This window comes from Campylobacter sp. 2018MI34, assembly GCF_016598975.1.
In the GTDB taxonomy this organism is placed as follows: domain Bacteria; phylum Campylobacterota; class Campylobacteria; order Campylobacterales; family Campylobacteraceae; genus Campylobacter_D.
On record NZ_JAENKS010000002.1, the window covers coordinates 66,108 to 90,704 of the forward strand.

The 24,597-nt window shown below is 28.3% G+C and carries 26 protein-coding genes and 1 tRNA gene; 23 read left to right on the forward strand and 4 right to left on the reverse strand.

The annotated features are described in order from the left end of the window. Position 1 precedes the first annotated feature (1 nt). The 11 genes from JG676_RS01295 (at position 2) to argS (ending at position 11,213) form a co-directional block, all read left to right on the forward strand. A complete protein-coding gene (locus JG676_RS01295) occupies positions 2 to 1,249 on the forward strand; it encodes a cytochrome bc complex cytochrome b subunit (RefSeq protein WP_200217080.1) in 1,248 nt (415 codons plus the stop codon). Further along, positions 1,249 to 2,373, forward strand: a complete 1,125-nt coding sequence (locus JG676_RS01300) for a c-type cytochrome (protein WP_200217081.1) — start codon at positions 1,249 to 1,251, stop codon at positions 2,371 to 2,373. Before JG676_RS01295 ends, JG676_RS01300 begins: the two co-directional genes overlap by 1 nt. Before the next feature lie 118 nt (positions 2,374 to 2,491). Continuing rightward, positions 2,492 to 3,652 (forward strand): cyclopropane-fatty-acyl-phospholipid synthase family protein, encoded by a 1,161-nt coding sequence (locus tag JG676_RS01305; RefSeq protein WP_200217082.1) that lies wholly within the window; start codon positions 2,492 to 2,494, stop codon positions 3,650 to 3,652. Positions 3,653 to 3,768: 116 nt separating this feature from the next. Continuing rightward, positions 3,769 to 4,557 carry a 30S ribosomal protein S2 gene (rpsB, locus tag JG676_RS01310; protein ID WP_200169390.1) on the forward strand — a complete coding sequence of 263 codons (789 nt, stop codon included), beginning with the start codon at positions 3,769 to 3,771 and terminating at the stop codon, positions 4,555 to 4,557. Beyond that, a complete protein-coding gene (tsf, locus tag JG676_RS01315) occupies positions 4,557 to 5,636 on the forward strand; it encodes a translation elongation factor Ts (protein ID WP_200217083.1) in 1,080 nt (359 codons plus the stop codon). The genes rpsB and tsf overlap by 1 nt, the downstream gene beginning before the upstream one ends. A gap of 1 nt (position 5,637) precedes the next feature. Beyond that, positions 5,638 to 6,273 carry an ABC transporter ATP-binding protein gene (locus JG676_RS01320; protein WP_200217084.1) on the forward strand — a complete coding sequence of 212 codons (636 nt, stop codon included), beginning with the start codon at positions 5,638 to 5,640 and terminating at the stop codon, positions 6,271 to 6,273. Further along, positions 6,260 to 7,027 (forward strand): flagellar biosynthetic protein FliR, encoded by a 768-nt coding sequence (gene fliR / locus JG676_RS01325; RefSeq protein ID WP_200169393.1) that lies wholly within the window; start codon positions 6,260 to 6,262, stop codon positions 7,025 to 7,027. The genes JG676_RS01320 and fliR overlap by 14 nt, the downstream gene beginning before the upstream one ends. Positions 7,028 to 7,082: 55 nt before the next feature. Further along, the gene (locus JG676_RS01330) at positions 7,083 to 8,765 is read left to right on the forward strand and encodes a hypothetical protein (protein WP_200217085.1); all 1,683 of its coding nucleotides are present in this window, start codon (positions 7,083 to 7,085) and stop codon (positions 8,763 to 8,765) included. Further along, positions 8,762 to 9,379, forward strand: coding sequence for a guanylate kinase (gmk, locus tag JG676_RS01335; protein ID WP_200169395.1), 618 nt, complete (start codon positions 8,762 to 8,764; stop codon positions 9,377 to 9,379). Before JG676_RS01330 ends, gmk begins: the two co-directional genes overlap by 4 nt. 2 nt (positions 9,380 to 9,381) lie before the next feature. Next, a complete protein-coding gene (locus JG676_RS01340; protein WP_200169396.1) occupies positions 9,382 to 9,615 on the forward strand; it encodes a twin-arginine translocase TatA/TatE family subunit in 234 nt (77 codons plus the stop codon). A gap of 8 nt (positions 9,616 to 9,623) precedes the next feature. Next, positions 9,624 to 11,213 (forward strand): arginine--tRNA ligase, encoded by a 1,590-nt coding sequence (gene argS, locus JG676_RS01345; RefSeq protein WP_200217086.1) that lies wholly within the window; start codon positions 9,624 to 9,626, stop codon positions 11,211 to 11,213. Between the two features lie 26 nt (positions 11,214 to 11,239). Here argS and JG676_RS01350 read toward each other — a convergent pair whose 3' ends face one another. Then, positions 11,240 to 11,482 carry a zf-TFIIB domain-containing protein gene (locus JG676_RS01350; RefSeq protein WP_200217087.1) on the reverse strand — a complete coding sequence of 81 codons (243 nt, stop codon included), beginning with the start codon at positions 11,480 to 11,482 and terminating at the stop codon, positions 11,240 to 11,242. 136 nt (positions 11,483 to 11,618) lie between these two features. On the opposite strand from JG676_RS01350, the gene JG676_RS01355 reads away from it, so the two are divergent. Beyond that, positions 11,619 to 12,203, forward strand: coding sequence for a bacteriohemerythrin (locus JG676_RS01355; RefSeq protein WP_200169398.1), 585 nt, complete (start codon positions 11,619 to 11,621; stop codon positions 12,201 to 12,203). Between the two features lie 36 nt (positions 12,204 to 12,239). Further along, complete coding sequence (locus JG676_RS01360) at positions 12,240 to 12,899, forward strand: bacteriohemerythrin (protein WP_200169399.1); 660 nt, start codon at positions 12,240 to 12,242, stop codon at positions 12,897 to 12,899. Here JG676_RS01360 and JG676_RS01365 read toward each other — a convergent pair whose 3' ends face one another. Both JG676_RS01365 and JG676_RS01370 read right to left on the reverse strand, forming a co-directional pair. Beyond that, complete coding sequence (locus JG676_RS01365; protein WP_200169400.1) at positions 12,900 to 13,409, reverse strand: threonine/serine exporter family protein; 510 nt, start codon at positions 13,407 to 13,409, stop codon at positions 12,900 to 12,902. Continuing rightward, complete coding sequence (locus JG676_RS01370) at positions 13,406 to 14,182, reverse strand: threonine/serine exporter ThrE family protein (RefSeq protein ID WP_200217088.1); 777 nt, start codon at positions 14,180 to 14,182, stop codon at positions 13,406 to 13,408. Before JG676_RS01370 ends, JG676_RS01365 begins: the two co-directional genes overlap by 4 nt. Positions 14,183 to 14,399: 217 nt before the next feature. On the opposite strand from JG676_RS01370, the gene JG676_RS01375 reads away from it, so the two are divergent. The 7 genes from JG676_RS01375 to JG676_RS01410 all read left to right on the forward strand — a co-directional run bounded on the left by JG676_RS01375 (position 14,400) and on the right by JG676_RS01410 (position 20,373). After that, the gene (locus tag JG676_RS01375; protein WP_200217089.1) at positions 14,400 to 15,845 is read left to right on the forward strand and encodes a DUF3373 family protein; all 1,446 of its coding nucleotides are present in this window, start codon (positions 14,400 to 14,402) and stop codon (positions 15,843 to 15,845) included. An 11-nt stretch (positions 15,846 to 15,856) separates the two neighbouring features. Further along, complete coding sequence (locus tag JG676_RS01380; RefSeq protein ID WP_200169444.1) at positions 15,857 to 16,093, forward strand: hypothetical protein; 237 nt, start codon at positions 15,857 to 15,859, stop codon at positions 16,091 to 16,093. A 94-nt stretch (positions 16,094 to 16,187) separates the two neighbouring features. Beyond that, positions 16,188 to 16,790 carry a DedA family protein gene (locus JG676_RS01385; RefSeq protein WP_200217090.1) on the forward strand — a complete coding sequence of 201 codons (603 nt, stop codon included), beginning with the start codon at positions 16,188 to 16,190 and terminating at the stop codon, positions 16,788 to 16,790. Between the two features lie 450 nt (positions 16,791 to 17,240). After that, positions 17,241 to 17,627 carry a 30S ribosomal protein S12 gene (gene rpsL / locus JG676_RS01395; RefSeq protein WP_002782934.1) on the forward strand — a complete coding sequence of 129 codons (387 nt, stop codon included), beginning with the start codon at positions 17,241 to 17,243 and terminating at the stop codon, positions 17,625 to 17,627. Between the two features lie 68 nt (positions 17,628 to 17,695). Next, on the forward strand, positions 17,696 to 18,166 hold the full coding sequence (gene rpsG, locus JG676_RS01400) for a 30S ribosomal protein S7 (protein ID WP_131163569.1): 471 nt from the start codon (positions 17,696 to 17,698) through the stop codon (positions 18,164 to 18,166). Between the two features lie 12 nt (positions 18,167 to 18,178). Then, entirely contained in the window at positions 18,179 to 20,254 is a 2,076-nt protein-coding gene (gene fusA, locus JG676_RS01405) for an elongation factor G (protein ID WP_200217091.1), read from the forward strand. 42 nt (positions 20,255 to 20,296) lie between these two features. Further along, positions 20,297 to 20,373 (forward strand) — tRNA-Arg (locus tag JG676_RS01410). 282 nt (positions 20,374 to 20,655) lie between these two features. On the opposite strand, the gene fliP is transcribed toward JG676_RS01410, so the two are convergent. Then, on the reverse strand, positions 20,656 to 21,393 hold the full coding sequence (gene fliP, locus JG676_RS01415) for a flagellar type III secretion system pore protein FliP (RefSeq protein ID WP_200169406.1): 738 nt from the start codon (positions 21,391 to 21,393) through the stop codon (positions 20,656 to 20,658). Between the two features lie 153 nt (positions 21,394 to 21,546). Between fliP and glmU the strand changes: the two genes are divergently transcribed. Genes glmU through JG676_RS01430 form a run of 3 tightly spaced genes read left to right on the forward strand, consistent with a single transcriptional unit; the run spans position 21,547 to position 24,595 of the window. Next, positions 21,547 to 22,833: a bifunctional UDP-N-acetylglucosamine diphosphorylase/glucosamine-1-phosphate N-acetyltransferase GlmU gene (gene glmU, locus JG676_RS01420; protein WP_200217092.1), complete on the forward strand. Its 1,287-nt coding sequence runs from the start codon at positions 21,547 to 21,549 to the stop codon at positions 22,831 to 22,833. Next, entirely contained in the window at positions 22,830 to 23,984 is a 1,155-nt protein-coding gene (gene coaBC / locus JG676_RS01425) for a bifunctional phosphopantothenoylcysteine decarboxylase/phosphopantothenate--cysteine ligase CoaBC (protein WP_200217093.1), read from the forward strand. Before glmU ends, coaBC begins: the two co-directional genes overlap by 4 nt. Continuing rightward, positions 23,981 to 24,595 (forward strand): hypothetical protein, encoded by a 615-nt coding sequence (locus JG676_RS01430; protein ID WP_200217094.1) that lies wholly within the window; start codon positions 23,981 to 23,983, stop codon positions 24,593 to 24,595. The genes coaBC and JG676_RS01430 overlap by 4 nt, the downstream gene beginning before the upstream one ends. Positions 24,596 to 24,597 lie beyond the last annotated feature (2 nt).

Genomic DNA, 24,597 nt, shown 5'->3' on the forward strand with positions numbered 1-24,597 from the left:
AATGGCACATATTAGAAAAGCTAATGGCATAATGGACTGGCTTGATCAAAGACTTGCAATTTATAAATTATTAGATGTTTTAATGGTTAAATATTGGATACCAAAACAAATTAACTTTTTATGGGCTATGGGTGTTATATTAACTACTCTTTTTGCGGTGCTTTTCATAACAGGTTTATTGCTTGTTATGTATTATAAGCCAGATACAGCTTTAGCTTTTGATAGCGTAAATAAAACTATCATGCAAGAAGTGGATTATGGATGGCTTTGGCGTCATATGCACGGTGTTGCAGCTTCTGTAGTATTTTTAATCATTTATATTCATATGCTAACAGGAATTTATTACGGATCTTATAAAAAAGGTCGTGAAATGATTTGGGTTAGCGGAATGCTTTTATTTATAGTATTTTCAGCCGAAGCATTTAGTGGATATATGTTACCTTGGGGACAAATGAGCTATTGGGCTGCGCAAGTTATTACAAATCTTTTTGGCGGTATTCCTTTTATAGGCCCTGAACTTGTGATCTGGATAAGAGGAGACTATGCAGTTTCAGATCCAACTTTAACAAGATTTTTTATGTTGCATGTTTGTTTATTGCCTATAGTTATTATTGCTCTTATTGTTGTGCATTTTTATACTTTAAGAATTCCTCATGTAAATAATGAAATTTCAGAAGAATTAGATTTTGATTTAGAAGCAGAAAAATATATGGCAGGAGACACAAGAGGATCTAAAGTTATTCCTTTTTGGCCAGGATTTTTATCTAAAGATTTTATGTATATTTGCTTATTTATGATTTTCTTTTTTTACTTAGTTTGTTTTAAATTTGATTTTGCTATGGATCCTATTAATTTTGATCCTGCTGATGCACTAAAAACACCAGCGCATATTTATCCTGAATGGTATTTCTTGTGGTCTTATGAAGTTTTAAGAGGATTTTTCTTTGATATTGCTGGAATTAAAGCTTTTGATATAGGTTTAGCTGCTTTTGGTATAGCGCAAATTATTTTCTTTTTATTACCTTGGCTTGATAGAAGTGACGTAGTAAAACCTGCTCACGATAGACTGTTATTTTTTATATGGTTTTGGATTTTATTAATTGATTTAATTGTTTTAACTATTTATGGTAAGCTTCCTCCAACAGGTGTTAATGCTTGGGTTGGTTTTTATGCTTCTGTGATTTTTTTATTAATGCTTATTGTAGTTTTACCTATAATCACTATTTTAGAAAGAAAAGGAGCTAAATAATGAGAGAGCTAAAAATATTTTTAGTTGTAGTAATATTTACCGGACTTGTTTATTGGGGTGTTGAACCTTATGCTCATTCTGTTATGAAACCTCATGTAGCTCCTGCAAATTTCAATTTTGAAGTTGAAGATATTGATTATGCAAAAAGTGTTATTGCATCAAAAGAATCTATATTAAATGAAGCACAAAAGTCAAATGATGAAAAAAGAATTCAAAGTGCAAAAAAAGATCTTGAACTTGCAAAAGAAGATTTAGTAAAAAATGAAAAACTTTGGAATGAAGTAAATAAAATTGATTTTTCTAAGGCAGATGCTAAAAAAGGAAAAGAATTTTTTGAGGGAAATTGTTTTGCTTGTCACGGACTTAAAGCTGATAATATGCCAGCAAATATTACAGATTCTTCTTTAGGGGTTATTCCTCCTGATTTAAGTTCTGCAGCAAATTTATATGATGAGAAATTTTTAGCTGCTTTGATTATGCAACCAGCACTTGCTTTAAAAGTGGAACATAAATTTAAAGACGGTTTTATTATGAGTGCTTATAATGTAGAAACATCAGGAGAAAGTCAAGAGGTAGTTAATGTAAATATAGCCAATGTTATTGCTTATCTTAAAGAAATAGGAAATAAATTTAAAACACAAGAAGATGCCAATATCAAAAAAGAAGTTGAGGCAAAATATGCAAATTTAACAGATGAAAAACAAAAAATAGCTTTAATCAATAAAGATATAGCTTTTGCACAAGATAGATTAACTTTTGTAGAAGCTTGTGGGCGTTGTCATGATGTTAAATATGATAATTTTTTCACTGCATCAAATCATAATGATTTAAAAAATTATCTTGGTTCTATTCCACCTGATTTATCTATGATGATACGTTCAAGAGGAGAACAATATCTTCATAATTTTATAAATAATACTCAAAAACTTCTTCCAGGAACTGCAATGCCAAGAGTAGGATTAAATGAAAAATCAGAAGCTGAAGTTATTTCTTATTTGGAAAAAGTAGGAGATAGTAAAAAAGAACAAAGAGAAAGCTTAGGAATTTATATAATGATTTTCTTTGTAATTTTAAGTATTTTAGCTATAGGGTGGAAACGAACTATTTGGTCTAAACTTCATTAAAAATTTTTATCACTTTTTTTAAAAAAGTGATAAAAATAATTTTATCTTCCTCATACTTTAATTTTATTAATTTTTAAATTCTATACTCTTATTAATTTTTTATTATTGGAGTATATTTATGCTAGAGAAAAAAATAATCAAACTGATCCTTTCGAGGTGGAATTACGGAGACTTTAAAGTTGTTTTTTGGGATAAAGAAGAATTAATTTTAGGTAATAATCAACCTAAATTTTCTTTGATTTTAAAAGAAAAAATTCCTTTTTTTATTTTATTTAAAGATATAAGTTTAGTTTTTGCTCAATATTATACGCAAGGAAAGTTGGATATTGAGGGTGATTATGATGAGATTGCTAAAGTTTTGTATTATTTTTCTAATAAAAAATATTTAAAAAATAAAAATATCTCTAGCAAAATAACTCAAAAAAAAGAAAGTGAAAATATTAAAAGTCACTATGATTTAGGAAATGATTTTTATAAACTTTGGCTTGATGAAACAATGAGTTATTCGTGTGCTTATTTTAAAAATACCAAAGAAACTCTTTATGAAGCACAGCTTAATAAAATTGAACATACCTTAAAAAAGCTTAATTTAAAACCTAAAGAAAAGCTTTTAGATATAGGTTGTGGATGGGGATGGCTTTCTATTATTGCAGCACAAAAATATGATGTTGAAGTTGTAGGTATTACAATTTCTAAAGAGCAATATCAAAAAGCTAAAGAAAGAGTTAAAGAATTAGGACTTGAAAATCAAATAGAGATTAGACTTCAAAACTATCAAGATTTAGAATATAATAATTATTTTGATAAAGTTGTTTCTGTTGGTATGTTTGAACATGTTGGTAAAAAAAATTTAGATCTTTATTTTACAAAAGTAAAACAAGTATTAAAACCAGGAGGTTTGTTTTTACTCCATTCTATTTTGTCAATGTTTGAGGGTAAAACTAATGCTTGGATAGATAAGTATATTTTTCCAGGAGGATATTTACCATCTTTAAGAGAGGTTATAAGTATAATGAGCGAATGGGATTTTCATCTTTTATTAGCAGAAAGCTTGAGATTACATTATGCTAAGACTTTGGATATTTGGGCTTATAATTTTAATTTAGTTATTAATCAAGTACGTAAAAAATATGATGAAGAATTTATTAGAATGTGGAATTTATATTTACGTTCTTGTTCTGCGGCTTTTAAAGTTGGAAGTGTAGATTTGTTTCAATTTTTAATCACTAAAGAAATCAATAATGAAATTCCATTAACTAAAGAATATATTTATAAGTAAAAACTAAAATAAAATTTGATAGAATTATCATTTTTGATTTCACACGTATCAATTCTTATTAGCTTTGTAAATAAAAAGGATACGGCGGAATAAAAGCTAAATTTTAAGGAGAAATTATGGTTAGTATGAGAGATTTGTTGGAATGCGGTGTGCATTTTGGACATCAAACAAGAAGATGGAATCCAAAAATGAAAAAATTTATTTTTGGTGAAAGAAAAGGTATCTATGTTATTGATTTGCAAAAAACTTTAAGATATTTTAGATATACCTACAATATAGTTCGCGATGCAGCTGCTGAGGGAAAAACTATATTATTTGTTGGAACCAAAAAACAAGCAGGTGGAGCTATTAAAGAATATGCTGAAAAATGCGGAATGCCTTATGTTAATCATCGTTGGCTTGGCGGCATGATGACAAATTTTGGTACTATTCGTCAATCAATAAGAAAATTAGAAGTTATAGAAAAAATGGAAGAAGATGGAAGTATTAAACTTTTAACAAAAAAAGAAGCCTTAATGCTTACAAGAAAAAAAGAAAAATTACTTGCATATTTAGGCGGTATTCGTTATATGAAAACTCAACCTGATATGATTTTTGTTATTGATACTGTAAAAGAAAAAATTGCTGTTACAGAGGCTAATAGACTTGGAATTCCTGTTGTAGCTCCTCTTGATACAAATTGTGATCCAGATTTAGTTACTTATCCTATCCCAGGAAACGATGATGCCATTCGTTCTGTTCAACTATTTTGTCAAGAAATGGCTGAAGCAATCAATGAAGGTAAAGCTTTAAGAGAGCAAGATGGATTAGAGCAAACAGAACAAAAAGATGAAATTTCTGAAAGTGAAAAAAAAGAAATTATTGATGAAGTAATGAGTGAAGAAGATTTTAAGGAGCAAGAATAATGGCTGAAATTTCTGCACAAATGGTAAAAGAACTGCGTGAGAGCACTGGCGCAGGAATGATGGATTGTAAAAACGCTTTAAAAGAAAGTAATGGAGATTTTGATAAAGCTGTTCAGATTTTACGAGAAAAAGGACTTGGTAAAGCTGCTAAGAAAGCAGATCGTTTGGCAGCTGAAGGTTTAATCAGTGTTAAAGTGAGTGATGATTTTAAAACTGCGACTTTAAGTGAGATTAATTCGGAAACAGATTTTGTTGCAAAAAATGATCAATTTATTATTCTAACAAAAGAAACAACTGAACATATACAAATTAATGATTTAAAAAATAACGAAGAACTTAAAAATAGTAAGATTAACGGAGTTTCTTTTGAAGATTACTTAAGAACTCAAATTGCTACTATTGGAGAAAATTTAGTTGTAAGAAGATTTGAAACCATTAAAGCAAATGACCAAAAAGGTATAGTTAATGGTTATATTCATACCAATGGTCGCGTTGGTGTTATCATTGCAGCAAATTGTGAAAATGAAGCAGTAGCTCAAAAATCAAAAGATTTCTTAAAACAACTTTGTATGCATATAGCTGCTATGAAACCTAGCTATTTAAGCTATGAAGAGCTTGATATGGAATTTATTGAAAATGAATATAAAGCTTTGGTAGCTGAACTTGAAAAAGAAAATGAAGAAAGACGTCGTTTAAAAGATCCAAATAAGCCAGAGCATAAAATTCCTAAATTTGCAAGTAGAAAACAACTCAATGAAACTATTTTAAAACAAGTTGAAGAGGATATTAAAGCAGAACTTAAAGCACAAAATAAACCTGAAAAAATCTGGGCAAATATCATTCCTGGAAAAATTAATAGTTTTATAGCTGAGAATTCTCAACTTGATAGTAAATTAACCCTTATGGGACAATTTTATGTAATGGATGATAAAAAAACAATTGAACAAGTAATCGCACAAAAAGAACAAGAATTTGGTGGAAAAATTCAAATTGTAAAATTTGTTCGCTTTGAAGTTGGTGAAGGCTTAGAGAAAAAGACTGAAGATTTTGCTGCAGAAGTTGCCGCACAAATGAGTTAATATGGAACTTTTAAGAGCGGAGAAAATCACCCATAGTTTTGATTATCCGCTCTTTAAAGATTTAGATTTAAATATTTATCCAAAAGATTGTATTGCCATACAAGGAAGTAGTGGATGTGGAAAATCTACTCTTTTGCATATTTTATCTTCTTTATTAAAACCAAATTATGGAAGTGTTTTTTATAAAAATCAAAATTTATATGACATTAGTGAAAAAGAAAAGATAAAAATAAGGCGTTATGAATTTGGCATTATTTTTCAAACTCATTATCTTTTTAAAGGCTTTTCAACTTTAGAAAATATAGAATTAGCAAGTATTTTATCTGGCTATGAGCTTGATAGAGTTTTACTAGAAAAATTAGGAATTGCAAAACTTTTAAATCAAAAAGTTACTAAATTAAGCGGAGGACAACAACAAAGAGTAAGTATTGCAAGAGTGCTTTGTAAAAAACCAAAAATCATATTTGCAGATGAGGCAACAGGGAATTTAGATTTTGATAATGCTAAAAATGTAATTGAAATTTTAATTGATTATGTAAAGGAAAATAATGCTGCATTATTTTTTGTAACACATGATAATCAATTGGCTAAATTTTGTGATAAAACTTATACTTTAAACTCTTATGGAATTTGTTAATTATTTAGGCGATAAAAATGTAGTTACTTTTATGCTTTTGTTTGCAAGATTAAGTGGTCTTGTAGTTTTTTTTCCTTTTTTTTCTCATAATGTTATCCCTACAGTCATAAAAACTACTATTGTTTTATTTTTAACTATGTTTTTATTTCCTTTTGCAAAATTAGAAGCTTTACATTTAGATTCTTTTTTTATTTTGCAAATTTTAAGTGAAGTGATCTTTGGAATGATAGCTGGACTTATGTTGCAAATTATTTTTGCCATTATAATGATGGCAGGAGAGCAAATAGCCTTTACCATGGGTTTTACTATGGCAAGTGTTATTGATCCTTCTTCTGGAACTAATATGCCTATAACTTCTCAAATTTTACATTTGATTGCTTTATTATTTTTTCTTGCTTTCGATGGCCATCATTTAATGCTTTTATTTTTAAAGTATTCTTTAGGATCTATTACTTTAGGAGGATTTTATCCGAGTGAAAATTTACTAACATATCTTAATCAAGGTATTTTAAATATTTTTATCATAGGATTTACCATGTCTTTTCCTATTTTGGCGATCTCTTTACTTTCTGATGTTATTTTTGGACTTTTAATGAAAACTATGCCTCAATTTAATCTTTTAGTAATTGGTTATCCTATTAAGATAGCTTTAGGTTTTATAGTATTAATTGCAATTTTACTTGTGATGATGCAATATTTTAAGCAATTAATTATACAAGTTTTTTCAAATATGCAAACTCTATTTTTTGTATAAGGTAATAATAAATGAAATTATCATAAAATAAAAATTATTTTTCAAGGATAAAGTGATGAAAATTTTACTTTTAAATGAAAACCCTGTTGTATCAAAACTTGTAAGACTTAGTGCAAAAAAGATGTCTTATGATTTTGAAGAATCCAATACTTATGCAGATGATTTGGGAATATATGATATTATAATTATAGATGGTGATATACAAGAAGATATTGAAATGTTAAAACAAAAATGTTCTAAACTCATAGTTTTAACATCGCGTAGTCAAAAATTTGATATTAAAAATATAAAAATTTTACAAAAACCTTTTTTACCAACGGATCTTTTAAATCTTTTAAATAATGATAGTTTAGATACTGCTCAGGTTTTTCTTGAAGATAAAAATGAAGAACAAACACAGCAAAATAATGACAGTATAGAAGAAAATGAATTAAGTATTGATGATTTGACCTTGGATGAAGATGAGATAAATCAAAGAATTCAAGATGAAAAAGCAATTGATATAACAAATGAAGAAGAAATAACAACTAAAGATTTAAGTGATGTTTTAGAGTTAGTTCATAATGATGAAACAAATAATGACATTGAAAACAAAGATGAAAAGCAAAATGAAAATTTAAATGATGAAGATTTAAATTTAAGTATTCAAGAAGAAACTACAATAAATGAAGAAAATAATTCAAATAATCATACAGATTTAAAAAATCAAGATGAAATTCAAGATGAAAAAGTAGCGGATACAATAAGCGAAGAAGAGTCAATAGCTAAAGATCAAAGCGATAATTTAGAATTAATCCACGATGATGAAACAAATGATGACACTGAAAACAAAGATGAAAAGCAAAATGAAAATTTAAATGATGAAGATTTAAATTTAAGTATTCAAGAAGAAACTACAATAAATGAAGAAAATAATTCAAATAATCATACAGATTTAAAAAATCAAGATGAAATTCAAGATGAAAAAGCAATTGATATAACAAATGAAGAAGAAATAACAACTAAAGATTTAAGTGATGTTTTAGAGTTAGTTCATAATGATGAAACAAATAATGACATTAAAGAAAATGAGAAGCAACAAAATATATCTCAAACAAAAACAGACCAACAAGAATTATTATCACATCAAGATGATGAATATCCTATAGTAGAAGAAGAAATTAAAGAAATTGATTTTGATGATTTGCCTAAAGATGCTGAATTTTTAGGACAAAATAAAGACGAAGAAAAAAACACAGAAGATTTTTTACCTATAGTAGAAGAAGAATTAAAAGAAAAAGAGAATTTAGATGAAAATATTATTAATCCTGATTTAAGTGCCCAAGATCAAATCAAAGAAGAACTCGCCGCGCTCGATGAACTAGATGACAATATAAAAGAAAATGATAGTACTAAAATATTAGATAATTTCAAACAAGAATCAATTTTGGGAGATGAAATTTTACCAGCGTTTGATAATGAAGAGCTTGTTGTTCCAAAGATACAATATGATGATTTTGAAGAATTAAAAGAAAGTGAAATTCAACAAGCTTTAGGAGAAAAGGTTACACAAGATTCTCAAATTTCTGACAAAACAGATAATCAAGATAGCAATAGAGAAAAAATGGTCAATGAATTAAGTCAAAGTATAGCTCAAACAATCTCTTCAAGTATTAAAGATGATACCTTAAAAGCAGCATTAAAAGGTATGAATATGAATATAAACATTAAAATAAGTTTTGAGGATACAAAAGGTTGAAAGGTTTTATTTTAGTTATATCAGGTCCAAGTGGAGCAGGTAAATCCACTCTTTTGAATAAACTTTTTAAAGAATTTAATGATGAGCTTTATTTTTCCATTTCTTCTACAACAAGAAAACCAAGAGAAGGAGAAATTCACTCAAAGCATTATTATTTTATTTCTAAAGATGAGTTTGAACAAGGTATAAAAGAAGGATATTTTTTAGAATGGGCAAAAGTTCATGAAAACTACTATGGAACTTCTTTAAAAAATACAATTGATGCATTAGAAAATGGCAAAATTGTGATTTTTGATATAGATGTTCAAGGTTTTAGTATCGTTAAGAAAAAATTAGCTAATAAGCTTGTTTCTGTTTTTATAACAACAAAAAATAAAGAAGAGTTAAAACAAAGACTTATTAAGCGAAATACTGATACAATAAACGTATTGCAAAAAAGATTAGAAAATGCAAGCGAAGAAATGAAATGGATTGAAAATTATGATTATTTAATTGTTAATGATGATTTAGAAGATAGTTATGAAAAGCTAAGGACTATTTTAAAAGCTCAAAAAATTAAAGTTCAAAATCAAAATTTAAATCAATTTCAAATTAATTGGAACAAAGGAGATTAATTATGCATATGCCAAGCGGAACCCAATGGTTGATTATTTTACTAATTGTTGTATTGCTTTTTGGAGCAAAAAAAATTCCAGAACTTGCAAAAGGTTTAGGAAAAGGTATTAAAACTTTTAAAGATGAGATGAATTCAGATGATGATACAGTAGTAAAAAATACTCAAAAGATTGAAGAAAAATCAAATGATACTTTGCAATCAGAAAAACAAAATAAAGATGAATTAAAAGCTTAAGGTTTATTTTGAAAAATATTGTTTTTGAAGAAATTTCTAAAATTTTAGAGTATGATTTTATACTTGAAAATCCCAAAGATAAGAATTTAGCTCATTTTGCTACTCCTTTAGCTTTTTCTTTGGCTAAAACTCTCAAAAAAAATCCTATGCTTATTGCTACGGAATTAGCACTTAAATTTGAAAATCATCCTTGTTTTGAAAAAGTTGAAGCACTTAATGGATATTTAAATTTTAAAATTTCTAAAGAATTTTTAAATATTTTAGCAACTAAGGCTTTAAAAGATCCTCAAAATTTTACCAAGGGAGAAATTAAAAATCAAAGTTTCTTGCTTGAATTTGTGAGTGCAAATCCAACAGGACCTTTACATATAGGTCATGCTAGAGGAGCTATTTTTGGAGACACTTTAACAAGATTAGCTAGGCATTTAGGCTATAAAATGGATACAGAGTATTATGTTAATGATGCTGGAAATCAAATTTATCTTTTAGGTTTATCGCTTCTTTTAAGTGTAAAAGAGCAATGTCTTAAAGAAAAAATTATATATCCTAATGAGTATTATAAAGGTGAATATATAGCTGAATTGGCTAAAGAAGCTTTTGCTCATTTTGAAAAAAATTTTTTTAAAGAAGAAAATATACCCGTATTAGCTTCGTGGGCTAAAGATAAAATGTTAGATTTAATCAAAAAAGATCTTCAAAAAGCTAAAGTAAACATAGATCATTATTCTAACGAAAGTTCTTATTATAATGCTTTAGATGAAACACTTCAAGTTTTAAAAAAGAATGGAGGAATCTATGAAAAAGAAGGTAAAATTTGGCTTGCATCTACTTTAAAAGGAGATGAAAAAGATCGTGTCATCATAAAAGAAGATGGCAAAGGTGCTTATCTTGCAGCAGATATTGTTTATCACAAAGATAAAATGAGTCGTCCTTATGATAAATGTATCAATATATGGGGCGCAGATCATCATGGCTATATTCCAAGAATGAAAGCAGCTATGGAATTTTTAGGTTTTGATTCTAATAAATTAGAAATCATTCTTACTCAAATGGTATCCTTGCTTAAGGATAAAGAACCTTATAAAATGAGCAAAAGAGCTGGAAATTTTATTTTAATGAGTGAAGTTTTAGATGAGATAGGCACAGATGCTTTAAGATTTATATTTCTTAGCAAAAAATGTGATACACATTTAGAATTTGATATTAATGATCTTAAAAAAGAAGATAGTTCAAATCCGGTTTTTTATATCAATTACGCTCACGCAAGAATTCACCAAGTGTTTATTAAAGCTAAAAAAAATCCACAAGATGTTTTAAATGCTGATTTTTCTTCTTTGAATCAAGAAGGTATTAATTTGGTTTTTGAAAGCTTAAATTTAGAATCTATTTTAAATGATGCTTTTGAGTCAAGGTCTTTGCAAAAACTTCCTGATTATTTGAAGAATTTAGCATCAAATTTTCATAAATTTTATAATGAAAATCGCGTTGTTGGTGCTAAAAATGAAGATTCTTTATTAAAACTTTTTGCTTTAGTTGCTTTAAGTATTAAAACAGGTCTTTTTTTAATGGGAATCGAAGCCAAAGATAAAATGGAATAATCTGCAAAAAATTGCAGATTAGTTTTTTAAAAGTCGAAAATTTCCCCAAGCCAACTTTCTCTTTTTTTCTTTTTATAATAGTTGTTGTGGTGATCATGTTGAGAATGTGAGTTGTAAGATTGGTTATAAGAAGTTATAGTGCTTCTTTCTATTATTTTATCAAGTTCTCCTCGATCAAGCCATACTCCACGGCATTTTGGACAATAATCAATTTCAACTCCATTTCTATCACTCATCATTAAATCGACATTACAAACTGGACATAGCATTAACACTCCTTAAAAAATAAAAAATTATAATCATAAAATTTAAATCATTTGTTTCAAATTGATAAAATACTATTTTTAAGATATAATAAAGAAAACTAAATAAAAATTAAATATTTAATTGAAGGTTTTAGAATAAGTGCTTCCAAGATGGGATAAAAAATATTGTATTGGTCATAAAATAATTGATTCTCAGCATAAAAAGCTTTTTGAACTCGCACAAAATGTTGAATCCGCCTTTTATCGTTATGTTAAAAGAGAAGAACTTAAACAATTACTTATTGAGCTTTTTTATTATATTAAAGAACATTGCGAAGATGAAGAACAATATATGAGAGAAATCAACTATCCTCATTATGAACAACATTGCAAAATTCATCAACAAACCATAAGCAATATGATAAGTATGATTAAAGATATTAAATCTACAAATGATCTTAAGGAAAAATTTTATAAAGCCATTAAACATAAATTTATAGAACATATAATTTATGAAGATATGGAAATTGCAAAATGGAAAAGTAGATTAGATTTTATAGAAAATAGAATTTTAGATGATGATTTAACTTTTGAAGAGTGTTTGGCTTATTATACTTGCGAATGTGAAGATTTTATTCATAAAGTTCCTTTGAGTATCCATTATAAAATTCAATCAGGTGCAACACAATTTAAATGCAAAAAGTGTAAAGCGATTTTAAAATTTTCCGATCAAGATAAAGAATAAAAGTTTTTATTAAAAGTGTAAATTTTAGGATAAATTATGTGCGAATTATTATTAGATGATGACGAGTATAAGCTAATTCCAAGATGGGATAAAAAATATTGTATTGGTCATAAAATAATTGATTCTCAGCATAAAAAGCTTTTTGAACTCGCACAAAATGTTGAATCCGCCTTTTATCGTTATGTTAAAAGAGAAGAACTTAAACAATTACTTATTGAGCTTTTTTATTATATTAAAGAACATTGCGAAGATGAAGAACAATATATGAGAGAAATCAACTATCCTCATTATGAACAACATTGCAAAATTCATCAACAAACCATAAGCAATATGATAAGTATGATTAAAGATATTAAATCTACAAATGATCTTAAGGAAAAATTTTATAAAGCCATTAAACATAAATTTATAGAACATATAATTTATGAAGATATGGAAATTGCAAAATGGAAAAGTAGATTAGATTTTATAGAAAATAGAATTTTAGATGATGATTTAACTTTTGAAGAGTGTGCTATCGATGATAATATTCAAAATTTAACCTTTGAAGAATGCCAAGTTTATTGCACTTGTAAATGTAAAAATTTTATTCACCAAGTCCCTTTAAGTATTTATCATAAAGTTCAAACTGGAACCACGCAATTTAAATGTAAATTTTGCAAAGCGATTTTAAAATTCCATCATCAAGATGAATGATTATTTTCTTCTATGAATTTTTGCGTGTCTTGTCATCATAAAGCTTTGTTCAAAAAATATCAGTAAAGTTACACTTACTCCTATAGCTAAAGCTAAGGTAACAGATAAAGTTGTAAAAGCATAGTCAAAAAAACTTATTAAATACGTAGTTTTTAGTTCCATATTTTCGCTTCTTATAAAAGAAATCAGATTTAATATTGCCTTATAAGCATAAATTCCAGGTATCATAGGTATAAGGGCTGGAAAAACTATAATTTCAGCAGGTGTTTTAAACATTTTAGCCAATGCTATACTTAAACATCCTATAAAAAATGAGGCTAAAAAAGTTGCTATAGCTAAAGTTTGAAAATGCAAATACTCAATCAAAACAAAACGAAATCCGTGTGCGATAGCAGCAAGCAATGCTGAGAGCATTAAGGTTTTTAAAGGAGGGTTGCAAGCATACGCAAAACCAAGTCCAGCTATAGCAGCAAAAAACATATCCCCAATTATCGAAGTAAGACTAATCATTTTAAAATTCCAAGATTTGAAATGCTTAAAGTCATATAAATTCCTATACTAATACAACAAACCAAAATCACCACGCTTATAATACGACTAAGTCCCATTAGAATGTGATCTTTAAGTATATCGATGATAGAATTTATAAAAAATACACCAGGAGTAAGATATAAAATGCTAGATCCTAAAGCAATATTAGATTCTTTAACAAGATCTAAATTTATACCTAAAAATACGATCCAAGAAGTGATAAAAGAACAAAAAATATATTGAATTTTTATATTTATTTTCAATCGTGTAAAAATATATCTAAAAAAAAGTCCTATCAAAGTTCCAACAAGCACAAATAAACAGCCACCAAAATCTCCACCAAAAAGCCTGCAAAAAGCAGAATTAGCAATGGATATAAACAAAATTCTACTAAGAGAAGAATGCTTTTTTTGTGAAATTATTTCTTTAAAAGTTTCTTGTGCATAATCTAAAGGATATCTTTTATCATAAATAGCCCAACTAAGCGCACTAAGATCGGAGATAAGTTTAAAATTTATATTTTCACTTTTAGTTGGAACCACGTAAGTTCTTTGTGAAGATTTATCACTTCTATCTACAATATTAAGTGTAAAATGGTGAAAAAAGAAATTAATATGTATTTCATATCCATAAACACGTGTTATTCTCTCAACGCATTTTGCAACTCTTGATGTATATGTTCCAGAGCTTAACATTATGCCAACATACTCAATTAAAAAATTTGTTAAGGTTTGGATATTTGGTTTTTGCATCTTTATTGCTTTAAAAAATTATTTTTTTTGAAATCTAAATTATAACAAAAATTTTAAAATTAAAGATTAATATTAATTTTTAATATTTTAATTCTATATTAAGAATTATAATTTAAAAAGCGTTATCATAAAAAAATTAACAAATAATTTTTTTTATAATTTTTTTGCTATAATTATACTTAACATTACAAAAATGTAACAATTTTAAGGAGATTAAATGAAAACGAAGTTTTCGGTTATTTTAAGTGCTTGTCTTCTTTCATCTTCTTTGCTTTATGCAAAAGCTGATGATGAGATCACAAAACTTCAAAAACAACTTGCACAAATTCAAAAAGAAATTGAGCAGTTAAAAAAAGAAAAAGAAGCTCAGGCTAAAAAAAATGAAGAAGTAAGAGCTGAGCTTGATGATTTAAGCGATAGAGCTGATGCAAATGAATTTCAAGCAGCTTTAAGTAAAGTAAAATTTGGTCTTGAATTTTCAACTGCTGTATCAAATACAAATTTCAATCATATCCCTTATACAGAAGGTATAACAAGTGGATATAAAGATTATAGCGTTAATAACAAATGGATGATGGAGCTTCATTTAAATATGAATGCTGATATCAACGATAGAACTAAATTCTATGGACGCTTATCTATGGCTAAAAACTGGTCTCAAATGGGCTGGAGTGGTTTACCATATGATCTAGATGCAGGAAGAAACACTAGAACAAGTGGAGCTATACTTTATGTAGATAGAGCTTATCTAGATTACTATATCACTCCGAATTTAATCGCTACTATAGGACGCCAACCAGGGACAGATGGTCCAGGAAGTAACCTAAGAAACAATGCCTTAAGACAATCAACCTATCCAGCTTTAGCTATCAATGCTCTAGGTGATGCTGCGGTTTTAACTTATAAGCCAGAAAGCTTACAAGATTATAAAGTAGCTATGCGTGCTGCTTATGGTAAAACTTATCAATGGGATGAAGAAGGTAAAGTAAGAGACTGGATGAGTGATCAAAAAGATGCTGATGCTAATCTTTACTATGCTGCAGTAGAAGGGCAACTTCCTATAGAGGGTATGGGGGATAACTTATTACTTCTTAATGTAGCTTACATTAGTGATTTTTCACTTCCTATTGATGGTGGAACAACAATTAATGCTTTAATTGGTGGTGCTGGTGTTAAAAATCTTGGTGATGCCACTATAGCAAATATTCATTTTGAAAACTACAAAGCTTTTGGAACAAATTTTAACTGGTTTACTTCTTTAGGGTACTACAATGGAAGCAATGCTAATACATCTTGGTTACCTAATGTGCCTCAATTAGCAAATGGTTTAAAATTCAATGAAGAAGATGGTTATGCTGTGCATGTAGGTGGACGCTATGACTTCACTCAAGCTTTAAAAGTGGGTTATGAGTTTTTCTGGGGAAGCAGATACTGGTATACTATGAGTCGTCCAAGTATCAACGATCCATTAAATATCAGAATGACAAGAGGAACAGCTCACGATGTTTATGTGATTTATCAACTTGATAGATATCAATTCTTAAGACTTAGCTACACAAATATCCAAAATAAATGGGGAAATCGTGGAATTCCATTAATGGGAGCTAAAAAAGAGAAGTCAAGAGCTGACAATATTATGCTAATGTATAATGTAAAATTCTAAGGAGCTAAATGATGAAAAAAGTAATTTTTGCCTTATTTCTAACTCTTCCAATCTTTGCTTTCGCTAATGATTGCGATGCTTTGATGAAAAAATATGAAGCTCCAGAGCCTGAGTCAAAAACTATGAAACAAGTTGAAAGATGGATTGATAAAAAAGTAAAAGATCCAAAGGATGCTGCTGTTCTTTCAGAGTGTATGATCGCACGTGCTGCTGATAATCCAAATCAAGTTTCAGTTGCAGGTAAATAAAATAACAAAAATAAAAAGCGGTTTTATACCGCTTTTAATCATTTAATTTTTTAAGCTACAATTTCTAAAATTTTTCTTCCAAATTAAGGTCAGTATGCAAGAAATCATTCAGTTTATAGTTGATAGTGCTAGTTCTTTGGGGTATTTGGGCATTATTATTTTAATGACTTTGGAGAGTTGTTTTATACCTTTTCCAAGCGAAGTGGTAATGATACCAGCCGGTTATTTAGCTCATAAAGGCGAGTTTGATATCATTTTTTGTATCTTTAGCGGAGTTTTAGGCTCTGTTTTGGGTGCTTTGATAAATTACTATATTTGTTTTTTATGGGGTAAAAAATTCGTTTTAAAATTTGGAAAATATTTTGGTATCAATGAAAAAAAATTTGCTAAATTCGAAGAATTTTTTTTAAAATATGGAGAAATATCAACTTTTATTTGTAGGCTTTTACCTGGTATCCGTCAATATATCTCTATGCCGGCAGGACTTTCTAAAATGAAGCTTTTAAATTTTATTTTTTTCACAGCCTTAGGAAGTGCCATTTGGGTTAGCATACTTGCATTTTTGGGATATTTTATAGGAGAAAATGAAGAACTTATAAAAACTTATTTAAATCAAATTTTAATTTTTATTATAATATTTTGTCTTATCGTTGTTTTTATCTATGTAAAAGTTAAGATTAAAAAAAATAAATTTTAAAAATTATTTTTTTTAAAATTTAAATTTAAAAAGAAATATTAAACTTTATTTGCAAGTTTTTATACGATATTTATATCTCTATGCCGGCAGGACTTTCTAAAAAGAAGCTTTTAAATTTTTTTCACAGCCTTAGGAAGTTAGCATACTTGCATTTTTGGGATATTTTATAGGAGAAAATGAAGAACTTATAAAAACTTATTTAAATCAAATTTTATTTTTATCTTATTATTTTATTGATGTAAAAAATGTAAAAATTTTCTAAATCAAAAGATTATTATCCAGTTTTTTATACTTATAAATTTATTTTTATATTAAAATTCTTGCAATAAAATTTCTAAAGCTAAGTTTATAAAAATGTTATTAAAAGTTAGGCAAAGCTTTATTTTAAGAAAATCTAAGCAAATTTTAGATATTATCAAAGTTTATTTTATTTTAAAGAAAGGAATTATTGTGCCTACCATAAATCAATTGGTTAGAAAAGAGCGTAAAAAAGTTTTAGAAAAATCTAAATCTCCAGCGCTTAAAAATTGTCCGCAAAGAAGGGGAGTTTGTACTAGGGTTTATACAACAACACCTAAAAAACCAAACTCAGCGTTAAGAAAAGTTGCCAAAGTAAGGCTTACAAGTGGCTTTGAAGTCATTAGTTATATAGGTGGTGAGGGTCATAACCTTCAAGAGCACAGCATAGTATTAGTGCGTGGTGGAAGGGTTAAAGACTTACCAGGTGTTAAGTATCATATCGTGCGTGGTGCATTAGATACTGCTGGTGTTGCAAAAAGAACAGTTTCTCGTTCTAAATATGGTGCTAAGCGTCCTAAAGCAGGTGCTGCTAAGTAAATTCAAAGACAGACAAATCCGTTTGATTTGATTTTGTTTGAGTAAAATTTAAAATTTGAAGGAAAAAAATGAGAAGAAGAAAAGCTCCGGTAAGAGAAGTCTTGCCTGATCCGATTTATGGTAACAAAGTAATTACAAAATTTATTAATTCTTTAATGTATGATGGTAAAAAAAGTGTTGCAACAACTATTTTGTATGGTGCTTTAGAAGCTATCGATAAAAAAGGTGGCGAAAAAAAAGGTATCGATGTTTTTAATGAAGCAATTGAAAATATTAAGCCTATTTTAGAAGTTAAATCACGTCGTGTTGGTGGAGCTACTTATCAAGTTCCAGTAGAAGTGCGTCCTGCAAGACAACAAGCTTTAGCAATTCGTTGGATTATTTCTTTTGCAAGAAAAAGAAGCGAAAGAACTATGATAGAAAAACTTGCAGCTGAGTTAATGGATGCTGCAAATAGTAAAGGTGCTTCATTTAAGAAAAAAGAAGATACTTATAAAATGGCTGAAGCAAATAAAGCATTTGCTCACTATCGCTGGTAAGAAAGGGAAAAAATGTCAAGAAGTACTCCTTTAAAAAGAGTTAGAAATATAGGAATTGCTGCACACATTGATGCAGGAAAAACGACAACAAGTGAGAGAATACTTTTCTTTACAGGTATGAGCCATAAAATAGGTGAAGTACACGATGGTGCTGCTACCATGGACTGGATGGAACAAGAAAAGGAAAGAGGTATTACTATTACTTCTGCTGCAACAACTTGTTTTTGGAAAGATTATCAAATCAATCTAATTGATACTCCAGGCCACGTTGATTTTACCATAGAAGTTGAAAGATCTATGCGTGTTTTAGATGGTGCTGTTGCAGTATTTTGTTCTGTTGGTGGTGTGCAACCTCAAAGCGAAACAGTTTGGAGACAAGCTAATAAATATGGTGTTCCAAGAATAGTTTTTGTTAATAAAATGGATAGAATTGGTGCAAATTTCTTCAGAGTAGAAGAGCAAATTCGTGAACGCTTAAAAGCTAATCCAGTTCCACTTCAAATTCCAATAGGTGCTGAAGATAATTTTAAAGGTGTGATTGATCTTATCACAATGAAAGCTTTAGTTTGGGAAGATGAAAACAAACCAACTGATTATGTAGAAAGAGAAATTCCAGCTGAACTTAAAGAACAAGCAGAAGAATATCGTGTAAAAATGATAGAGGCTGTTTCTGAAACTTCTGATGAGCTTATGGAAAAATACTTAGGCGGAGAAGAATTAAGCATAGAAGAAATTAGAGCGGGTATTAAAGCAGGATGTTTAAATCTTTCTATGATTCCTATGCTTTGTGGAACGGCTTTTAAAAATAAAGGGATCCAACCTTTACTTGATGCAGTTATTGCATATTTGCCAGCTCCAGATGAAGTTGCAAATATCAAAGGAGAATATGAAGATGGCACAGAAGTTTCTGTAAAATCAACCGATGATGGAGAATTTGCGGGACTTGCATTTAAAATTATGACAGACCCTTTTGTAGGACAACTTACTTTCGTGCGTGTTTATCGTGGAAGTTTAGAGAGTGGATCTTATGCTTATAATTCAACTAAAGATAAAAAAGAAAGAATAGGGCGTCTTTTAAAAATGCACTCTAATAAAAGAGAAGAAATCAAAGTTCTTTATGCTGGAGAAATCGGTGCTGTTGTAGGACTTAAAGATACATTAACAGGCGATACTTTGGCAAGTGAGAAAGATAAAGTAATCCTTGAGAGAATGGATTTTCCAGATCCTGTTATTTCTGTTGCGGTAGAGCCAAAAACTAAAGCAGATCAAGAAAAAATGTCTATAGCTTTAAATAAATTAGCACAAGAAGATCCAAGCTTTAGAGTTTCAACTGATGAAGAAAGCGGTCAAACTATCATTTCTGGTATGGGTGAGCTACACCTTGAAATTATTGTAGATAGAATGCTACGTGAATTTAAGGTAGAAGCTGAAGTAGGTCAGCCTCAAGTTGCTTATCGTGAAACTATTAGAAAAGTAGTAGAACAAGAATACAAATACGCAAAACAATCAGGTGGTCGTGGTCAATATGGACATGTTTTCTTGCGTCTTGAGCCACTTGATCCAGGTAGTGGATATGAATTTGTAAATGATATTAAAGGCGGGGTTATTCCTAAAGAATATATTCCAGCTGTAGATAAAGGTATCCAAGAAGCTTTACAAAATGGTGTTTTAGCTGGCTATCCTGTTGAAGATGTTAAAGTAACTGTTTATGATGGAAGTTATCACGAAGTAGATTCTTCTGAAATGGCATTTAAACTTGCTGCTTCTATGGGATTTAAAGAAGGTGCAAGAAAAGCAGGAGCTGTGATCCTTGAGCCTATGATGAAAGTTGAAGTTGAAACTCCTGAAGAGTATATGGGAGATGTAATTGGAGATCTTAATAAGCGCCGTGGTCAAGTGAATTCTATGGACGAAAGAGGTGGAAATAAAATCATTACAGCATTTTGTCCTTTAGCTGAAATGTTTGGTTATTCTACTGATCTTAGAAGTCAAACTCAAGGACGTGCGACTTATTCTATGGAATTTGATCATTATAATGAAGTTCCTAAGAATGTTTCTGAAGAAATTATCAAAAAAAGAAATGGATAATTATCTTTAAAATTAGAATTTACCTTTTGGTAAATTCTAAATGTCCTCGTAGCTCAGCTGGATAGAGCACAAAATTCCTAATTTTGAGGCCGTGAGTTCGAATCTCGCCGTGGACACCATTTATAATAATTTTTTAATCTAAATCTATCAAATAAATATCATTTTCAAGCTTTTTAATGTATCCAATTTACTATAATTGTATTTTTTAAAATTATTAGATTATGCACTTAAAACAAAAAAGTTAAATTTAGGCTTTTGCATAAATACAATAAATTATAATGACCTAATGTAATGATTAAACAAAGTAAAAAGGCATATTTTTTAATAAAAAAATATTTTTTAGATATATTTTATAGATTATTTTTAAAAATCAAAAAAAATTATTTTAATATTAATTAAATTTAAGTTACAAAACTTTCTACTAATCTTTGTACTAATAAATTCCATCCATCTACTAAAACAAAGATAAGCAACTTAAAAGGTAAGGATATCATAACAGGTGGAAGCATCATCATACCCATTGCCATTAATACAGAGCTTACAACCATATCTATAACTAAAAAAGGAAGATAGATTAAAAAGCCTATTTCAAAAGCTGTTTTTAATTCTGAAATCATAAAAGCTGGCACAAGAACACTTAAAGGAACATCATCTATGGTTTTAGGGTTGGGTAAATTACGAATTCTATAAAATAAAGCAAGATCTTTTTCTCTTGTATTTTTTAGCATAAATTCTTTAAAAGGTTTAACTCCTTTAGTAAAAGCTTCTTCATAGCCTATTTTCTCTTCTAGATAAGGTTTAACTGCTTCGTTATATGATTTTGTAGCCACAGGTTCCATAATGAAAAAAGTTAAAATAAGAGCAAGAGTTATTAAAATAGTATTAGGTGGCATACTTTGCGTTCCCATAGCTTGCCTTAAAAAAGAAAAAACAACAATCAAACGTAAAAAAGAAGTCATAACAAAGATAATACTTGGAGCTAAAGCAAGTATAGTTAAAACAATGATAATATTTAAAGTTGTTACAAGCTGATTTGGGGTATCAGGAGCGCTTAAGCTTAAATTTACGGTAGGAATTGTTGCTTCTGGAGCAGCAAAAAGACTTAAAGAAAATAAAAATAATACAAGAATTTGCTTCAAATTTTTTAACCTTTGGAATTTCTTTTTTTGGTTTATTTATAATTTTAATTTTATCTTTAGATGATTTAAAACAAGTTTAACTTTGGTCTTTGATAAACTTTGCTTAACTTTAAGCTGGTAAAATACTTTATAAAATTTCAAATAAGGTTTTAAATGCAAAGTTCTATTTTAATTTTAGCTGCTGGACTTGGAACAAGAATGAAATCCAACAAGCCAAAAGTTTTGCAAAAGATATGTGGAAAAAGTATGATTTTACATATACTTGAGAAAGCTTTTAAGATAAGCGATGATGTAAGTGTAGTTTTATCTCACGAAAAAGAATTAATTGAAAAAGAAATTTTAGAGCATTTTTCAAAAACGCAAATTTTAGAACAAGATTTAAACCATTTTCCTGGAACGGCAGGAGCTTTAAAAAATTATACTCCAAAAGCAAAACAAACACTAATTTTATGTGGAGATATGCCTTTAATTAAAGAGCAAAGTTTAAAAAAGCTTCTTGATACAAGTTATAGTTTTAATGTTGCAATTTTTAATGCTAAAGATCCTAAAAATTATGGAAGAGTAATCTTAAAAGAGAATTCTTTAGAAAAAATTGTTGAATTTAAAGATGCAAATGAGGAAGAAAAAAATATTTCTCTTTGTAATGCAGGAGTTTATGCTATAGATTCAGAACTTTTAATGCAAGTTTTGCCTTTAATTGATAATAAAAATGAAGCTAAGGAATATTATTTAACCGATGCGATTAAGCTTGCTAGAGAAAAGGGTATTTTAATATCTCCTATTTTTGTTGATGAATTTGAATTTATGGGTGTTAATGATAAATTTGAGTTGAGTAAGGCTGAAGAATTAATGCAAGATGAGCTTAAGAAGTATTGGATGAAGCAAGGAGTAATTTTTCATTTGCCTCATACGATTTATATTGATTGTGAAGTTCGTTTTGAGGGCGAATGCGAAATTTATGAAAATGTTCGTATTGAAGGAAAAAGTCTTATTGTAAATTCTATTATTAAGAGTTCTTGTGTGATTGAAGATAGTGAAGTATTTAATAGCGATATAGGACCTTTGGCTCATCTTAGGTCTAAAAATATAATTAAAAATTCACATATTGGAAATTTTGTAGAATGCAAAAATGCAAAATTAAATAAAATTAAAGCAGGGCATTTAAGCTATCTTGGGGATTGTGAGATCGATGAAGGTACTAATATAGGTTGTGGTGTTATTACTTGTAATTATGATGGTATTAAAAAACATAAAAGCATTATAGGCAAAAATGTTTTTATTGGTTCAAATTCAGAACTTATAGCCCCTGTTAAGATAGAAGATGATGTGATTATAGCGGCTGGAAGTTGTGTTGATAGGAAAGTGGAAAAAGGATCTTTATTTATTAATAGAGCTACTAGTAAAATAGTTAAAGATTATTTTTATAAAAAATTTCAATGAAAACTTTACTTTTAGCAATTAGTGGAAGCATAGCTTTTTATAAAGCTTACGAGTTGATATCTTTATTTAAAAAGGAAGGCTTTAAAGTTAAAGTTTTATTAAGCAATGGGGTTTTAAAGTTTGCTTCTAAAATGAGTTTTAAAGCTCTTTGTGATGAGGTTTTGTGTGAAGAGAATGAAACTTGGAAAAATTCAAATAATCATATAGCTTTCAGTAAAGATTGTGATCTTATACTTTTTGCACCTGCAAGTGTTAATTCTATCAATAAACTTGCTTTAGGAATTTGTGATAATTTATTTATACAAACTTTAATTGCAGCTAAACTTCCTTTGATTATCGCCCCAGCAGCAAATACAAATATGTATTTACATTTTAGTGTGCAAAATTCTTTAAAGCTTTTAAAAGAGCAAGGTGTTTTGATAATAGATCCTATTTGCAAAAGACTTGCTTGTAATGATGAGGGTATAGGTGCATTAGCAGAAGTTTTAGATATTTTTAATATTACTAAAAGAGAGCTTTTAAAAGAAAAATTCTTTATAAATAAAAGCGTTGTTGTAACTGGTGGAGGCACAAGAGAAAAAATTGATGAGGTAAGATGTATTAGCAATTTTTCAAGCGGACTTATGGCTAAAGCCATAGCAGATGCTTTTTATTTTTTAGGTGCTAAGGTTATTTTTTTAAGTAGTATAGACTTTAAAACTCCTTATAAACTTTTTAAATTTGAAAGTTCGAAAGATTTAAAAGAACTTTTAATAAAAAATAAAAATGAAGATTTTTTGATAATGAGTGCTGCTGTTAGTGATTTTGTCCCCATAGTGCATAAAGGAAAGATTAAAAAAAATGATTATTTAAAAGGTTTAGAACTTAAACTTTTACCTAATGAAGATTTGCTTAAAAATTTAGATTTTAAAGGTAAAAAAATAGGATTTAAATTAGAACTTGATGAAAAAGATGCTATAAAAAATGCTAAAAATTCATTAAAAGATAAAAAGCTTGATATGATATGTTTAAATATTTTAAAAGAAAAAAATTCTTTTGGATCTAATTTAAATGAATTATTGTGTATTAGTGCAAAAGATGAGGTATTATTTTCTATGCAAGATAAAAAAAGTTTAGCCTATAAACTTGCTTATAAATGTAAAGAGTTATGAGTATTATTAATCCAATATTACCTATACAAATTGAAGTTCTTGCTAAATCAGGTTATGGGCATTATACCTTGCTTATTAACAATAAAAAAGTTCAGACTAAGAGTATGATTGAACTTGAAGTTGGAGTGCAATATTTAGTAGAGCTTTATAATGATAATGGTGGAATAATTGAATTTAAAAACCTTTATAAAAAACCTAATATAGCTTTTTTTGAGGAAGGTTTATCTTTAATAACAAGTCTTTTAGAAGAAGAAATAGATTTTAAAAAATTTATTTTGCAAAATTTTATAGAATGTAAAGATAGAGAAAAATATCATATTTTAAAAGAAATGCTTTTTGCAAGTTTTGAAAATATATATCATATTCCTTTTGTTTTTGAAAATAAAGCCGCTCTTTTGCAAATGAAAAAAGATAAATTTTTAGAAATTTATCTTTTTTTTAGTGTTTTTGGACCTTTAAGAATTCTTATTAAAGAAGATGAAATTTTAATTAAAACACCTTTTTTAAAAGTGCAAAAATTTTTAAGTGAGCATTTAAAATTACAGGTTTTACAGGATGTAAATATAAAACCTTTGTTTATATTTAAAAAATTATTTGATTTTAAAGGATGAAA

Excerpts from the sequence above, each read along its gene's own strand:
- JG676_RS01370 (WP_200217088.1), bottom strand. The coding sequence starts at position 14,182 with ATGCAAAAACCAAATATCCAAACCTTAACAAATTTTTTAATTGAGTAT.
- JG676_RS01340 (WP_200169396.1), top strand. The coding sequence starts at position 9,382 with ATGCATATGCCAAGCGGAACCCAATGGTTGATTATTTTACTAATTGTT.
- JG676_RS01350 (WP_200217087.1), bottom strand. The coding sequence starts at position 11,482 with ATGCTATGTCCAGTTTGTAATGTCGATTTAATGATGAGTGATAGAAAT.
- JG676_RS01360 (WP_200169399.1), top strand. The coding sequence starts at position 12,240 with ATGTGCGAATTATTATTAGATGATGACGAGTATAAGCTAATTCCAAGA.
- rpsB (WP_200169390.1), top strand. The coding sequence starts at position 3,769 with ATGGTTAGTATGAGAGATTTGTTGGAATGCGGTGTGCATTTTGGACAT.
- JG676_RS01300 (WP_200217081.1), top strand. The coding sequence starts at position 1,249 with ATGAGAGAGCTAAAAATATTTTTAGTTGTAGTAATATTTACCGGACTT.
- JG676_RS01375 (WP_200217089.1), top strand. The coding sequence starts at position 14,400 with ATGAAAACGAAGTTTTCGGTTATTTTAAGTGCTTGTCTTCTTTCATCT.
- JG676_RS01320 (WP_200217084.1), top strand. The coding sequence starts at position 5,638 with ATGGAACTTTTAAGAGCGGAGAAAATCACCCATAGTTTTGATTATCCG.
- rpsG (WP_131163569.1), top strand. The coding sequence starts at position 17,696 with ATGAGAAGAAGAAAAGCTCCGGTAAGAGAAGTCTTGCCTGATCCGATT.
- JG676_RS01380 (WP_200169444.1), top strand. The coding sequence starts at position 15,857 with ATGAAAAAAGTAATTTTTGCCTTATTTCTAACTCTTCCAATCTTTGCT.
- glmU (WP_200217092.1), top strand. The coding sequence starts at position 21,547 with ATGCAAAGTTCTATTTTAATTTTAGCTGCTGGACTTGGAACAAGAATG.
- fliR (WP_200169393.1), top strand. The coding sequence starts at position 6,260 with ATGGAATTTGTTAATTATTTAGGCGATAAAAATGTAGTTACTTTTATG.
- tsf (WP_200217083.1), top strand. The coding sequence starts at position 4,557 with ATGGCTGAAATTTCTGCACAAATGGTAAAAGAACTGCGTGAGAGCACT.
- JG676_RS01295 (WP_200217080.1), top strand. The coding sequence starts at position 2 with ATGGCACATATTAGAAAAGCTAATGGCATAATGGACTGGCTTGATCAA.
- JG676_RS01305 (WP_200217082.1), top strand. The coding sequence starts at position 2,492 with ATGCTAGAGAAAAAAATAATCAAACTGATCCTTTCGAGGTGGAATTAC.
- JG676_RS01385 (WP_200217090.1), top strand. The coding sequence starts at position 16,188 with ATGCAAGAAATCATTCAGTTTATAGTTGATAGTGCTAGTTCTTTGGGG.
- JG676_RS01365 (WP_200169400.1), bottom strand. The coding sequence starts at position 13,409 with ATGATTAGTCTTACTTCGATAATTGGGGATATGTTTTTTGCTGCTATA.
- JG676_RS01330 (WP_200217085.1), top strand. The coding sequence starts at position 7,083 with ATGAAAATTTTACTTTTAAATGAAAACCCTGTTGTATCAAAACTTGTA.
- fusA (WP_200217091.1), top strand. The coding sequence starts at position 18,179 with ATGTCAAGAAGTACTCCTTTAAAAAGAGTTAGAAATATAGGAATTGCT.
- JG676_RS01430 (WP_200217094.1), top strand. The coding sequence starts at position 23,981 with ATGAGTATTATTAATCCAATATTACCTATACAAATTGAAGTTCTTGCT.
- coaBC (WP_200217093.1), top strand. The coding sequence starts at position 22,830 with ATGAAAACTTTACTTTTAGCAATTAGTGGAAGCATAGCTTTTTATAAA.